The sequence below is a fragment of the Thorsellia anophelis DSM 18579 genome, assembly GCF_900111395.1.
In the GTDB taxonomy this organism is placed as follows: Bacteria; Pseudomonadota; Gammaproteobacteria; order Enterobacterales; family Thorselliaceae; genus Thorsellia; species Thorsellia anophelis.
Window position 1 is genome coordinate 51,516 of record NZ_FOHV01000009.1, and the last position, 14,544, is coordinate 66,059.

The 14,544-nt window shown below is 35.9% G+C and carries 10 protein-coding genes; 4 read left to right on the forward strand and 6 right to left on the reverse strand.

From position 1 onward, the window contains the following. Window positions 1-24: 24 nt before the first annotated feature. The 3 genes from kdsB to BMW37_RS07195 form a co-directional block, all read right to left on the reverse strand. A complete protein-coding gene (gene kdsB / locus BMW37_RS07185) occupies window positions 25-840 on the reverse strand; it encodes a 3-deoxy-manno-octulosonate cytidylyltransferase (protein WP_093319095.1) in 816 nt (271 codons plus the stop codon). 90 nt (window positions 841-930) lie between these two features. After that, entirely contained in the window at window positions 931-1,107 is a 177-nt protein-coding gene (locus BMW37_RS07190) for a Trm112 family protein (protein ID WP_093319098.1), read from the reverse strand. A gap of 67 nt (window positions 1,108-1,174) precedes the next feature. Beyond that, complete coding sequence (locus tag BMW37_RS07195) at window positions 1,175-1,717, reverse strand: NAD(P)H nitroreductase (RefSeq protein WP_093319101.1); 543 nt, start codon at window positions 1,715-1,717, stop codon at window positions 1,175-1,177. 512 nt (window positions 1,718-2,229) lie between these two features. Here BMW37_RS07195 and sppA point away from each other — a divergent pair. Continuing rightward, complete coding sequence (sppA, locus tag BMW37_RS07200; RefSeq protein WP_281241266.1) at window positions 2,230-4,023, forward strand: signal peptide peptidase SppA; 1,794 nt, start codon at window positions 2,230-2,232, stop codon at window positions 4,021-4,023. 385 nt (window positions 4,024-4,408) lie between these two features. On the opposite strand, the gene rep is transcribed toward sppA, so the two are convergent. Both rep and BMW37_RS07210 read right to left on the reverse strand, forming a co-directional pair. Next, window positions 4,409-6,433, reverse strand: coding sequence for a DNA helicase Rep (gene rep, locus BMW37_RS07205; RefSeq protein WP_093319106.1), 2,025 nt, complete (start codon window positions 6,431-6,433; stop codon window positions 4,409-4,411). Between the two features lie 146 nt (window positions 6,434-6,579). Then, on the reverse strand, window positions 6,580-7,200 hold the full coding sequence (locus BMW37_RS07210; protein WP_093319108.1) for an L-threonylcarbamoyladenylate synthase: 621 nt from the start codon (window positions 7,198-7,200) through the stop codon (window positions 6,580-6,582). A gap of 266 nt (window positions 7,201-7,466) precedes the next feature. Here BMW37_RS07210 and BMW37_RS07215 point away from each other — a divergent pair, with 266 nt between their 5' ends. After that, on the forward strand, window positions 7,467-7,661 hold the full coding sequence (locus BMW37_RS07215) for a hypothetical protein (RefSeq protein WP_093319111.1): 195 nt from the start codon (window positions 7,467-7,469) through the stop codon (window positions 7,659-7,661). Window positions 7,662-8,047: 386 nt separating this feature from the next. Further along, window positions 8,048-8,584, forward strand: a complete 537-nt coding sequence (locus tag BMW37_RS07220) for a hypothetical protein (RefSeq protein ID WP_093319113.1) — start codon at window positions 8,048-8,050, stop codon at window positions 8,582-8,584. Between the two features lie 401 nt (window positions 8,585-8,985). Here BMW37_RS07220 and BMW37_RS07225 read toward each other — a convergent pair whose 3' ends face one another. Beyond that, window positions 8,986-9,741: a M48 family metalloprotease gene (locus BMW37_RS07225; RefSeq protein WP_093319116.1), complete on the reverse strand. Its 756-nt coding sequence runs from the start codon at window positions 9,739-9,741 to the stop codon at window positions 8,986-8,988. A 491-nt stretch (window positions 9,742-10,232) separates the two neighbouring features. Between BMW37_RS07225 and putA the strand changes: the two genes are divergently transcribed. Beyond that, on the forward strand, window positions 10,233-14,354 hold the full coding sequence (gene putA, locus BMW37_RS07230; RefSeq protein ID WP_093319118.1) for a trifunctional transcriptional regulator/proline dehydrogenase/L-glutamate gamma-semialdehyde dehydrogenase: 4,122 nt from the start codon (window positions 10,233-10,235) through the stop codon (window positions 14,352-14,354). Window positions 14,355-14,544 lie beyond the last annotated feature (190 nt).

The window sequence follows — 14,544 nt, forward strand, 5'->3', positions numbered from 1 at the left end:
TGAAGAATTAATGCCCCGAATCTTCTAATCATCCTTCCAACTAGATTTTGCTAAAAATTCCCTTACTCTTATTAAGTCTTCAGGTGTATCTACCCCAGCCTCTGGAATGACTTCAGCAATATCGACATGTATTTTTTCACCATGCCAGAGTACCCTTAATTGTTCCAGTAATTCAATATGTTCTAATGGGCTAGGTTCAAAAGTAACATAGCGTTTTATGAATCCAGCTCGATAAGCATAAATACCAAGATGACGTAATAGTCCGAGTTTTTCTAATTCAGCGCTAGTTCTTGCTAAAACAGGCTGTTGCTGATTAGAGGGATTAAAACTCTCTCTATGCCAAGGGATAGTCGCTCTTGAAAAATAGATAGCCGCCCCATGTTTATCTCTAACAACCTTCACAACATTGGTATTAAAAATTTCTGAGGATAAACAAATAGGAGTTGCTAGTGTCGCCATTTCGAAAGGTAGAGAATTCAGATTTTTAGCGAGTTGTTGAATAATTTCAGAAGGTGCTAAAGGTTCATCACCTTGAACGTTTAAAATAATTTCATCATCAGGCAATCTTAATTTGTCTATCACCTCTGCGAGCCGTTCTGTTCCAGATTGATGCTGTACGCTTGTCATACAAGGCTCAGCATCAAATTTTTTAACCGCATCAAAAACACCTTGGTGATCTGTGGCAACAATAATTCTTTTCGCGCCAGCTAATTTAGCTTTCGCAATAACATGTGCTACCATAGGTTTTCCATGTATATCAGCTAAAGGTTTTCCTGGCAGTCTTGTAGATGCATATCTTGCTGGAATGATAGCTGTAAAATCAGGTATAGGGGTGCTCATATAAATCACTCTTTAATTAATCATAGCGCAATTGATACTTTATCGCTTGTAAAAACGCATAGTATATTTCGCACAGTATTATTTTTGTTTTCATAACTCAGTTAAATGAGTTGCTTCTTCTTTAATTAGTACCGCTATTCCATCACGAATAGGATAAATTAATTTGTCGGCATGACAAATAAAACTAGATGTTTCAGTATGATAATCTAGTTTGTGATGACAAATTGGACATGCGGCAAGCTCTACAAGTTTTGGATCTACATTCATTGCTATTCCTATATTCAGTTTAAATCATTAACTGATCTCGCTAATGATATTTAATTAAAAGCAAAATTTATAAGTATTCAGTATAATCTTCAGTATTGATTTCAGGCAATTTTGCCAAAGCACCTTCAGGAGTACCTAAATAAAGATAACCAACGATTTTATCTAGTGGCATACAGTTAAATGCTGTTCGAATGATTTCATTGTCACACCAGTCCCCACTCCTCCAAATCCCACCAAAACCAAGTGCAAAAGCAGCCATTTGCATAGCTTGAACAGCACATCCTGCGGAAACAATTTGTTCCCAATAAGGTACTTTTGGATGATCAACTACCTTTGCAATAACAGCTATAATCATAGGTGCTCGGTAAGGTAATGACGCTGCTCTTTGCTTTTTATCACTGTCTTGACTACAAACAGTTTGAACAAATAAATCACTTAATCTATCTAATCCTTCATTTTGAATAATCACAAAACGCCATGGGGTCAAATGACCATGATCAGGCGCTCTAAGACCCGCTTGTAAAATAAGTTCTAATGATTGACCAGATGGTGCTGGCGTTATAAGTTTAGATTGAGATTGACGTTTTAACAATAAATCTATCGCTTGCATCTTTGACTCCTTTTGATGTTAAAGGTGAGTTTTATGACACTATGATTTAATTTTACTACAATATCCAAAGTTTTATCGAATTATTATCGCACCTAATATTTGAACCATAGTAAATATTGCAATCAACTTAATTATTATGGCCTGTTTAAATAATTGATGTCTATGACTCAGTAAAAAGATGAGTTGAGTTTTCAATCAACAATAGCCATTCACAACCAACTTCAGACAAGTTTTAAAAAAAATAATGATTTCACAGATAAGTACAATTAAAACAGACATAATCAGGTTAATATGTACCTAAAATAGCGACTTATTTTTAAGATTAGCGTCAAATATAATGCATTTTAGCGCAAGTTTAGCTATGATCAACTTCGATTGTGAAATACTCCGTATCTGATTCTATATTATGTTTCAAGAGGCACGAACCATCCCTTAGCAAATTAGGAAATTTAATCACTATGTGGAAGTTTATAAAAAACATACCTAAATACATTTGGCTGACATTACGTTATATGCGAGAAACCTTTTGGAATCTCCTTATGATATTTTTTATCGTTTCAATGATAGGTTCAATAAGCAGTTCAAATCAAATTGAACCCAAACAAAGTGCCTTATTACTTAATATAACAGGTACCATAGTAGATAAGCCTGTACCAGAAAACCCATTAGAAATTTGGTTTGCTGAGATGATGGGAGAAGACACCTCGATTCGACGTGAAAATAGTATTTTTGAACTTGTTGAAAAAATTAAACAAGCGAAATCTGACACCCGAATTACAGGACTCATAATTTCACTCAGCAAATTTTATGGCAGTAATAGTGCCAACTTACAAACTTTAGGCGCTGCTATTGAAGATTTTAAAGAGTCGAAAAAACCAGTCATTGCATTTGCTGATAGCTTAACTCAACAGGATTATTATCTAGCTAGTTTCGCCGATGAGATCCATATCGCACCATATGGTTCGGTAGATATTCATGGTTTTGCCACTAGTAATCTGTATTTTAAATCTCTCTTAGATACTTTGGGAGTCAATACTCATGTCTTTAGAGTTGGTACCTATAAATCAGCAGTAGAGCCATATCTAAGAGACGATATGTCGCCTGAAGCAAGAGAGATGACAAATCGATTTTTAACCGGGCTTTGGGATAACTATTTAGAAACTGTTTCAAATAACAGGCATTTTCTAAAAAAAGAGGAGTTTTTTACGGACTCGAACTCACTTATAACGGAGCTTAAAGCTAATAATGGAAATATGGCTAAATTAGCATATGAAAAAAAATGGGTCGATTCACTTTCAGATCGTTCCCAAATAGAAAATACATTAGACTTTAAGTTTGGCATTACTGATAAAGAAAATTCTTCTAACTATATTAGTATTTACGATTATACGCTCAATAATACGTTAGAGACATTAGCAAGCAAACCAAATATCGCAGTTATTACAATCGACGGACCGATAGTTGATGGATTTAATGGTCCTGGTTATGCTGGTGCAGACACGATTAGCGAACAGATAAGCGAAGCAAGACGAGACCCTGATATTAAAGGACTCATTTTACGAGTCAACAGCCCTGGTGGTTCTGTTACAGCAGCAGAAGTGATTCATGCTGAACTAGAAGCATTTAAATTAGCTGGTAAACCGATCGTCGCATCATTTGGTGGTTTGGCTGCTTCTGGTGGATACTGGGTTGCAACGCCTGCTAACTATATCGTAGCCAATGAAAACACGTTAACAGGCTCAATTGGTATTTTTGGTGTAATACCAACAATTGAAAACAGTTTGGCTAAAGTAGGTGTATTTTCAAATAGTGTTGCGACAACTGAGTTTGGATCAGGTACCGTAACAGAAGCGTTACCTGACGCGCTAAAGCAAATGATTCAACTGAATATAGAATATGGATATCAGAGATTTATTGGGCTCGTTTCAGCATCACGTCATATGTCATTTGAAAGGGTTGATGCAATTGCACAGGGCCAGGTTTGGATTGCTAAAGATGCACTTAAACATAAATTAATTGATGAAATTGGTAATTTTGATATTGCATTAGAAAAAATGAAATCTCTAACTGAAATTAATCAGCTAACATTAAAGTGGTATAAAAAAGAGCCAACTTTCTTTGAATCAATTATGTTGCAAATGAATGCGGCCGTTGATAGCAAATTAAGCTCATACATTCCTGAAAGTTTAATGCCCTATGTAAAATCACTTTCACAGTATGAAGCATTACTTTCTCAGACGACACCATCAGTCGGTGGCGCTAAAGTATTTGTTTTATGCGAAACTTGTAGTGATAACGCTTTTTAAATTATCGCGCCTAAATAGGTATCGCTTCTTGAAGACACAGCCATTATAGATGATTAACATTCTTAGTCTTCTATCGGTTCTTAAAAGCGTTTAACTTGGCGGTAGTTCCTCTACCGCCACCCATTCTATTATGCAGCAAGAGGCAATCGGTAAGCAGGGAGGTTATAGCAGCATTAAAATCATACCCATGGCATTCACCACAATACAAGCAACGAAAAGTGCCTCTATTTTTAGAGCTAGAAAACCATTATTAGATTTTGCTAATAGTACGGTCATACCAGTATATTGTGTATTCTAACTTTCGAACCACTTCACCTAAATTAACATTACTCAAAGTTTCTTTTTAAAAATTTAGGCATCGCGTGCACATCAGTTTGTAAATTATTTAGCCTTTTTTAGGAAACTTAGCTTTTAGCATAGCTAAATGTGCTTGGCCTTTTTCCATTCTTTGTTGAGGGGTATCCTTTGCTTTTTTTGATTCCCAGTCTAAATCATCTTGGGGCAGCTCTGCTAAAAATCGGCTTGGTTCAGGTTTAATTACCTCTCCCATTGACCGCCTTTCAAGGCAATGGGATAAGGTTAACGTTTTTTTAGCCCTGGTAATCCCAACATATGCAAGGCGCCTTTCTTCTTCAATAAGTTCTGGTTGGTTATCATCGATGCTATTTTGATGAGGCATTATGCCCTCTTCCATTCCCAGGATATAAACAAAATCAAACTCAAGTCCCTTTGATGCATGAATCGTCATTAATTGCACTTGATCTGCATCTTGTTCATCCTCGCCTCGCTCTAACATATCTCTTAAAGTAAAACGATTTACTGCTTGAGTTAATGTCATTGGTTCTTCGAGCTCATCTCCTTTAAGCATTTCACCTAACCATTCATAGAGCTGATTAACATTTCTTACACGCATTTCTGCCGCTTTTTGACTTGGCGACGTTTCAAATAACCAGCTATCATAATTAATACTCGTCAATAAAGTTTTAACAGATTCTAACGGTTCATTTTTTGCGTGTTCAGAAAGTTTATCAAGCCAAATAGTAAACTGTTGAAGTGCGCCTAATTGACGGGAAGTTAATAAACCTGTAGGACCAATATCAAAGCTTGCGCTGAACAAGCTTTTTTGCTGACTTTTAGCAAACTCACCTAATTTTTGCAAAGTAGTTGGGCCAATTTCACGTCTCGGAGTATTCACTATCCTTAAAAAAGCAGTATCATCTTCGCTATTAGTCAAAACACGCAAATAAGCCATGATATCTTTGATTTCAGCTCTGGCAAAAAATGAAGTACCTCCCGAAATTTTATAAGGGATCCTATTTTGCATTAATACTTTTTCAATCAGTCTAGATTGATGGTTACTTCTATATAATATTGCATACTGTTTATAATCAGTATTTTGTAAAAACCGATGAGAGATAAGTTCAGCAACGACTCTTTCTGCTTCATTTTCCTCATTTTTAGAGGCTAATACCTTAATTTGCTCCCCCTGCTCTATATCGCAAAATAGCTTTTTATCAAAAAGATGGGGGTTATTAGCAATTAATATATTTGCTGCTTTAAGAATTCTAGCTGTGGAACGATAGTTTTGCTCAAGTTTAATTACATTCAAGTTAGGAAAATCACGCTTAAGTAATGCCATATTTTGTGGCTGCGCACCACGCCAAGAGTAAATAGATTGATCATCATCGCCCACAACAGTAAATCTAGCTCTTGTTCCTACAATCATTTTAATCAGTTGGTATTGACTTGTATTCGTATCTTGATACTCATCTACTAATAAGTATTTAATTTTTTGTTGCCACCGCTCCCTGACCTCTTGATTTTCAATGAGCAATTTTGTAGGTAATAAAATCAAATCGTCAAAATCAAGTACATTTAACGACCTTGTTTGGGTTTCATATAACTGATAACAGTGAGCAAAAATTTTATCTTCCTGACTTAATGCGCTTTCTAAAGCCAGTTTTGGGGAAATAATATCATTCTTCCAACGGCTAATACGATTAGTCAGTTGCATAAGAAGCGTTTTATCTTCTTTAAGAAAAGGTTCAGTAAGCTCTTTTAATAAGGCAAGTTGATCTTGGTCATCAAATAATGAGAAGTTAGATTTTAGTTCTAACACTTTGTGTTCACGTTTAATAATCTCTAAGCCAAGCGTATGAAAAGTAGAAATCAGTAGCCCTCTTGCCTCTTTTTTGCCAAGCGTTGCTGCCACCCGCTCCTTCATTTCTCGCGCAGCTTTATTTGTGAACGTTACAGCTGCGATTTGCCTAGCTTCATATCCACACACTCTAATTAAATGAGCAATTTTGTTGGTGATTACCCGAGTTTTACCAGAACCTGCACCAGCTAATACTAGGCAAGGCCCTGTGACAAATTCAACCGCAGATTGCTGCGCATCATTTAATTTCATAAGATTAGATTCAACTCTATTTTAAGTAATCGATAAAACCTGGGGAAATTGATATGTTACTTCTAACCAATTTATAAAAATATTTATCTAAAACAGCAAAGAAAACTAGCTTGATTATTATGTGGATAAAATTTATTAGAGGCTTATTACTCAAATGGAGCCGTATCACCTATACCATAGCGAATGATGACAGGGCTATCTTCAGTCAAATCAATTACAGTAGTTGGCTTCTCTCCTAAAAAACCACCATGAATAACAAGATCAACTTGTTTACCTAATAAATCATAAATTTCTTCAGGTGAACTCAGCATGTCTTCATGATCAGGTAATATTAAGCTACAAGAAATCATAGGTTCACCTAATGTTTCAAGTAAAGCTAATGCAATAGGATTACTGGGTACTCTAAGACCTATCGTTTTTCTTTTTTCATTCATTAAACGTCTAGGTACTTCCTTAGTCGCTTTAAGAATAAAAGTATAACTACCAGGCGTGTTGTTTTTGATAAGTCGATAAGCACTATTATCAACATATGCATAAGTCGCAAGCTCGGATAAATCTCTACACATTAATGTAAAATTATGCTTACTATCGATTTTACGAATTCGATAGATTTGTTCCATTGCATTTTTCTCACCTACTCGACATCCGATTGCATAACCAGAATCAGTAGGATAAATCAACACACCACCAGAGCGAACAATTTCAACGGCTTGATTAATCAGTCTTGGCTGTGGATTATCAGGATGTATGTAGGAAAGCGGATTCATTTTATCAGTCTCATTTCATTCAAATTAGGTAATGATCCCTATTATAACTTGAAATCCTATATAATTTCATCTTAATCTTACTTCTGATGCTTAAGTGAACTTATCACAATCTCTTTTCATCAAGTGAATAAGTAAAACTTTACATTTAATTGCGCTTATTCATGATAAATGCGCTTGTAATTTATACAATTTAGTTCTAGACTGACACTAAGTTTTCATCAAGTAATAATTTATTACTTTAGAGCATTAATTATATAGGAGGCGTTATGGATATTTCAGCAGTTGATATGCCTATTGAGTCATCAAAAATGCAAGCTAACGTATTAGCTCAGCAAAATCAGGCAACAGAGTTAAGAAAAGTGATGACAGATGAAACGATTGAAACTGCTAGAGCAGTTGAAAAAATGCCTAGCTTAAGTCAAACGGATACTGTCGGTAGCCAAATCAATACTACCGCATAAATCGCTTTAATTAAGCACTATCTAGTTTATTTGATAGTGTCGTTATTTAAAAACCTGCAATCGCAGGTTTTTTTTCGACTAATTTATCCATTTAACCGCCCCTGTCCTTCAGGGCCTATTTTTTGATGAGATATTTTAAAATCGAAAAGATGTAGCGTGTAATATTTTATGCTAATTTACTACATAACTGAATGATTTTTTTTCACATTGGTGTAGTTAAATCTTCAGAAAACACAGTCCTTGTTTTGTGATACATCTCACGATTATGAGGGGAAGGTGTCAAGAAAATCGTTTACACATTTCCCCCTTATTAAGAAAGAGAGTTTAAGGCAGAATGGATGAAATGTTAATTTAACATCATATACTAATAATGAGATACCAATACTATGAATATAACTATTCCTAAAACCTTGCATCCATATGCAATTAACAAAAGAATTGAAGAAGAGTGTTTTTCCGTTATTGAACTTCAGTCATCAGTCGGTAATCAACTTTTTGAACTCCATTTTTTTGGTGACCAAAGTAATGATGGGTATATTCATGGACTACCACCGAGCTTTAGCAACCGACTAATCGTGGCAAAGTGTATAGTTTCAGGAGAAGAAATTATAATTTTTGATGAAAGTTTACAAGGTTATGATGGTATGTTTTGCATCCCTGTAAGTGAAGATGAAAAAAATAATAGACCGCTAAAAAAGCTTAACTTTATGCCAGCAGAAGTCACCATAAGCTTTGGATATGGTATTGATTACGAATCAGAAAAAGAAATCTATGAAACAAATGAGTTAGGTTTATTTAAGCTTATCGATGGTCGTGCAGTAACATTTACACAAGTACAAGAAGATGGTTTTGACTGGTTAATTGTTAGCTTAAAATCTCAATCTGGCGAATATAAAGAAATCATCAATACTGAATTAGCATAAACACTCCTCTAAGCTTGTAATGGCTAGTTCAATAGTCAACTTAAAGCCTTAGAATTACCAAAATTCGCATAAATTTGAGCGCTATAAAAAAGTTTTTAAGTAAAACTATACGGCAAGCCAGCTTACTGCCTGTGGCTTAACGCAGCATAAATACAGATTAAGATTTAAATGGAATATTAAAGAACGTTCTAAAGCAATGCGTAAAATTACTTATATTGAAAGTAGGGATTTTTCAGACGGAAAGGTATAAATTAATATTACAGTCTCAAATTAGTAATCAGCAAAGCTAAACTCTCATCCATAACGTCTAATACTGCGATATGCATAAAAGTTTAACTTAATGATTATAGCTTTTTTTAAGACAATTAATTGTACTTAAAATAATAACCTAGTCTCATAGATTATTGAGTTTTGATTTGCTCACGCATACGTTTAGCACGTTCAGCAGAGTCAGGATGCGTTGAGAACATTGAAGATTCTCCACCTAACGTCGCTAATTTTTCAAACGCGCTAGCCATACCTTCTTGGTTTAAACCATTCTTTTTAAGTAATGCAAGTGCATAGTCGTCAGCTTCAAACTCTTGAGCTTGAGAAAACTGTGCATTAATTAATGCTTGTGCAATATCACCTAATTCACTTTGTGATAACGCTGCAACTGCATTATTGCTTGATTGAGCTGCCGCATCACGAGCAATTTCTGCAGCATAAGCTACTTGAGTTGCCTTTTTACGATGACCTTCAACAACATGACCAATTTCATGACCAATAACACCAGAAACTTCATCATCATTCATAAAGTCCATAAGGCCACTGTAAACACGGATACAGCCATTTGCCATAGCCCATGCATTGATATTACCTTCATCCATGTAAACTTTATAATTCAAAGTTTCACCGTCAACATTAGTGCCAAATTTGCCAGCTAATTTTTCTAACCGTTTTGCATATTTACTGTCTGGTGATGCAATTGTTGCTTCTGCATCATAAGCCATACAAGCTTCGTTTGCGATTGATTTAATTTCAGCATCGCTCAAAGTGGCAGCTTCAAATGCTTTCATACCAGTACTTAGCATAGCATCTGGCGACATGTTTTTACAACCAGCTAATACCATTACAGATACTGCTGCAAGCGCTAATCCTAATTTTTTATTAATCATTATAATCTCTTTATGTATTAAATTTAAAGTTAATGCCAAAGCTCTATCTATTTTAAATGTATTAAAATATTTCTTCAGCACGATTATATTAACAAAGCATACTTAAATTGCCAATACTTTAAATTTAATGACATTACTTTATATTTAATTAATTATCAGTCATGAGATACAGAGATGATTATTGGCTTAATAGTAAGGCCTAATGCTGCATCTATCATGTGTATTTACGGGCTAGATGAAAATTCACGGGCACAACACCATAATATGCGAATTAAAATAAGTTCAAATTTGTTATCGCTGACTCAATTTTACAATTAAGTTGCACCTAGTTGCACTCGAAACTAGACATGTAAAATAATTTCACGTATTTTGTTTATTAGAAGAATAACTCGCAATCGTTACGATTTTTAAGCTAGTTACTGAACGTTACAAAGAACACTAATATTTGTTCAACTATTAATATATTTTCAGACAACTTCCATGAGGTCCTTATGTCAAACACCACCAGTACAACCGGGGTTAAACTCGATAATGAAACAAAAAATCACTTAAAAACTATAGCTTCAGCATTAGATAGAACCCCTCACTGGGTAATTAAGCAGGCAATTTTTAATTATATAGAAGCGTTTAATCATGGTTATGTTGATAATTTGGGCAACCTCTCTTTAGAATCAATATCAATACACGGGAGCAATTTATCTGATTCAGATATTGAAATTATTGAGTCTGATATGAACTCATCATCAGAAAAAACAAACCTATCATACCAACCAGAGCAACCCTTTCTTGAATTTGCACAATACATTCACCCACAATCTGTTTTACAAGCTGCAATAACAAGTGCATACAGACGCTCAGAATCTGATTGTATTGTTACACTTATTGAACAAGCTAAACTTTCAGATGAGTTACAAGTATCGGCACAACAGCTAGCCACTAAATTAACCACTACACTTCGTAATCAAAAGACTCAATCTGGAAAAGCGGGTATTGTTCAAAATCTCTTACAAGAATTTTCGCTATCTTCACAAGAAGGAGTTGCGTTAATGTGTCTTGCTGAAGCGCTTCTACGTATCCCTGATAAAGCAACCCGCGATGCATTAATCAGAGATAAAATTAGTGGTGGTGATTGGAAAGCGCATATTGGTCATAGCCCTTCTCTTTTTGTTAATGCTGCAACATGGGGATTGATGCTAACGGGTAAATTAGTTTCTACTCATAATGAAAATCAGCTTTCATCTTCTATAGGAAAAATTATTAGCAAAGGAGGAGAGCCTGTTATTCGTAAAGCTGTTGACATGGCGATGAGATTAATGGGTGAACAATTTGTAACAGGTGAAACCATTGATCAGGCTCTTGCAAACGCAGTAAAACATGAAGCTAAGGGCTTTAGGTATTCCTACGATATGCTAGGGGAAGCGGCTTTAACAGAGCAAGATGCAAAAGCTTATTTGGCATCTTATGAACAAGCTATCCATGCAATAGGCAAAGCGGCTGATGGTAAGGGTATTTACGAAGGTGCTGGGATTTCAATTAAATTATCTGCATTGCATCCACGATATAATCGTGCAAATTTTGATAGAGTCATGCTAGAGTTATACCCAATCTTAAAAAATCTTGTACTACTCGCTAAATACTATGATATAGGTCTGAATATTGATGCAGAGGAAGCAGATAGATTAGAAATTTCTCTCGATTTACTTGAAAAGCTATGTTTTGAACCTGAATTAAAAGGGTGGCATGGTATCGGCTTTGTTATTCAAGCTTATCAGAAACGTTGTCCTTATGTAATTGATTATTTAGTCGATTTAGCTAAAAGAAGCCAACGAAGGCTTATGATCCGATTAGTTAAAGGTGCATATTGGGATAGTGAAATAAAAAGAGCACAATTAGATGGACTCGAAGATTATCCTGTATATACCAAAAAAAATCATACTGATATCGCTTATATCGCCTGTGCACGAAAATTACTCAGTGAGCCAAATTATATTTATCCTCAGTTTGCAACTCATAATGCTCAAACCCTTAGCACGATTTATCACCTAGCCGGCAACCATTACTATCCTGGTCAGTATGAGTTTCAATGCCTTCATGGTATGGGGGAGCCTTTATATGAACAAGTAGTCGGCTCATCAGAAGAAGGTAAACTAAACCGCCCTTGCCGCATCTATGCTCCTGTGGGTACCCATGAGACTTTACTTGCCTACTTGGTAAGACGTTTACTTGAAAATGGCGCAAATACTTCATTTGTGAATCGAATTGCTGACGAAACGATTAAGATTGAAACGCTTATTGAAAGTCCAGTTGCAATCGCTCAGCAACTTGCACAAGAAGAAGGCTCACTTGGCTTACCACACTCTAAAATCCCAGTGCCAAGGCACCTATTTGGAGATAATCGCCTAAATTCACGCGGATTTGATCTTTCTAACGAACACAGGCTGGCATCTCTTTCATCTGCATTACTTAAAAGCACGCAAGATCAAATCGTTGCATACCCAGTTCTAAATGACACTGAGGTATTTTCAAAATCAAATAGTCATTCAAAATCTGACTTAAATGACTCACACCAAGTATTATCTACCATAATCAATCCTGCTAACCTGCAAGATACGGTTGGATTAGTTCAAGAGGCGACGATCGATCATGTTGATCAAGCATTTAGTATAGCTAAAAACAATCAAATGATTTGGTCCTCTACCCCAATTCAAAAAAGGGCTGATATTTTAAATAACACTGCAGACTTAATGGAAAATGCACTTCCTCAGCTTCTGGCTATTTTATCTAGAGAAGCAGGTAAAACCTATCAGAATGGTATTTCCGAAGTGCGTGAAGCGATTGATTTTTTACGTTACTATGCTGAGTTTGCTACATTACACTTATCCCAAGGTACAACTAGGCCTCTTGGAACCGTGATTTGTATTAGCCCTTGGAATTTTCCTCTTGCTATCTTTACAGGCCAAATTGCTGCGGCTTTAGTGACTGGAAATTGTGTGATTGCTAAACCTGCTGAACAAACACCATTAATTGCCTTCAAGGCAGTACAACTATTCATCGAAGCGGGTCTGCCTATTGGCATACTCCAATTATTACCAGGTAGTGGAGAAATAATCGGTTCTGCACTCACTAAAGATGATCGCACAGACGGTGTCATTTTCACCGGTTCTACCCAAGTCGCGAAACTTATTCAAAGCACACTGAGTGACAGATTAAGTAAAGATGGCAAATCCGTTCCACTTATTGCTGAAACGGGTGGCCTTAATGCCATGATAGTTGACTCTTCAGCATTAACTGAGCAAGTTGTCAATGACGTGATTGTGTCTGCTTTTGATAGTGCAGGGCAAAGATGCTCAGCACTTCGAATTCTTTGTCTCCAAGACGATATTGCGGAAAAAACCTTGCAAATGTTACGTGGCGCAATGGGACAATACAGAATAGATACCCCAGATAAATTAACTACTGACATAGGGCCTGTTATTGATAAAGAGGCAAAAACGATTATTGAAACTCATATTGAATCTATGAGAACACATGGATTTAAAGTTTTCCAAGGTGCTTTTGACTCAACCCACTTCAGTCGAATTTGGGAAAATGGTCACTTTATTGTTCCTACTTTAATTGAAATTAATTCTATTTCTGATTTAAAACAAGAAATATTTGGGCCTGTATTGCATGTTGTACGTTACAAACGTAACTCTCTTGCAAATTTAGTTGAACAGCTTAATGCGACAGGATATGGGTTAACTTTTGGAGTTCATAGTCGGATAGATGAAACCATTGATAAGCTCACCACAAAAGTCAATGCAGGTAATCACTATGTCAATCGTAATGTTGTAGGTGCAGTCGTGGGTGTGCAACCATTTGGTGGTGAAGGTCTCTCTGGAACTGGGCCTAAGGCAGGCGGACCTCTTTACTTATACCGCTTACTCAAAGATAAATCTTCAGATTCAGTTTATAGCTATTTTAATAATCTTGAAGAAACCATTTCTGAACACGTTGACGCGAGCAGAGAAAATATTGTATCAAGAACACTGCGTGATAAACTTATCGAAAATCATTATCTAATGATTAATAACGCTAATCAGTTTGAGTCTATCTTACCAACGTTTGCTAAACTTTCGGAACGCTATTTAATTGAAAGTCAATCAGGTATTGAACGAACATTAATTGGCCCAACTGGTGAGAAAAATAGCTACTTAATCAAGCCGAGACATTCTGTCTATACACAAGCTAACTCACTGCAAGATTATCTGACTCAATTACTTGCCATGACAGCAATTGGCGCTTCAGTGATTTGGGAGCGCAACACTCATACGGAACATCTTTTTTCAATGCTGCCTAAACCTATTCAAGCTTCTATCCATATGGTCGAACATTTTAAAGATAGTTTGGCAAGTTCAGTGATTGCACCAGATGCGATTTTGTTTCATGGTGATGCTGATATATTGCTTAACTTGCAGAAGGTTATAGCACAATCGCTGCAACCGATTATACCTATAGTCGCGTTACCTGCATTTGAAGATAATATTCCGCTAGAATTGTTTTATTTTGAAAGATCGCTCAGTGTTAATACCGCCGCTGCAGGTGGTAACGCAAGTTTAATGACGATTGGCTAGGTAGCTTTAAGTTAATTCATTCAATTTATGTGCATTCTTTGATCAAAAAGCCGGTTAGTACCGGCTTTTTATTTTAATCGCTAACTTATCTAGTATGCCGTACCCTCGTCCTTCAGAGCGGGGTAATGTCAATCAGCCTACCTTACTATGAAATGCCCTACTTCTTTTTAGATCTGCTTAACCCAAATAG

Bases quoted from the DNA above. Each gene is read 5' to 3' on its own strand.
- kdsB (WP_093319095.1), bottom strand. From the start codon at position 840: ATGAGCACCCCTATACCTGATTTTACAGCTATCATTCCAGCAAGATAT.
- BMW37_RS07190 (WP_093319098.1), bottom strand. From the start codon at position 1,107: ATGAATGTAGATCCAAAACTTGTAGAGCTTGCCGCATGTCCAATTTGT.
- BMW37_RS07195 (WP_093319101.1), bottom strand. From the start codon at position 1,717: ATGCAAGCGATAGATTTATTGTTAAAACGTCAATCTCAATCTAAACTT.
- sppA (WP_281241266.1), top strand. From the start codon at position 2,230: ATGCGAGAAACCTTTTGGAATCTCCTTATGATATTTTTTATCGTTTCA.
- rep (WP_093319106.1), bottom strand. From the start codon at position 6,433: ATGAAATTAAATGATGCGCAGCAATCTGCGGTTGAATTTGTCACAGGG.
- BMW37_RS07210 (WP_093319108.1), bottom strand. From the start codon at position 7,200: ATGAATCCGCTTTCCTACATACATCCTGATAATCCACAGCCAAGACTG.
- BMW37_RS07215 (WP_093319111.1), top strand. From the start codon at position 7,467: ATGGATATTTCAGCAGTTGATATGCCTATTGAGTCATCAAAAATGCAA.
- BMW37_RS07220 (WP_093319113.1), top strand. From the start codon at position 8,048: ATGAATATAACTATTCCTAAAACCTTGCATCCATATGCAATTAACAAA.
- BMW37_RS07225 (WP_093319116.1), bottom strand. From the start codon at position 9,741: ATGATTAATAAAAAATTAGGATTAGCGCTTGCAGCAGTATCTGTAATG.
- putA (WP_093319118.1), top strand. From the start codon at position 10,233: ATGTCAAACACCACCAGTACAACCGGGGTTAAACTCGATAATGAAACA.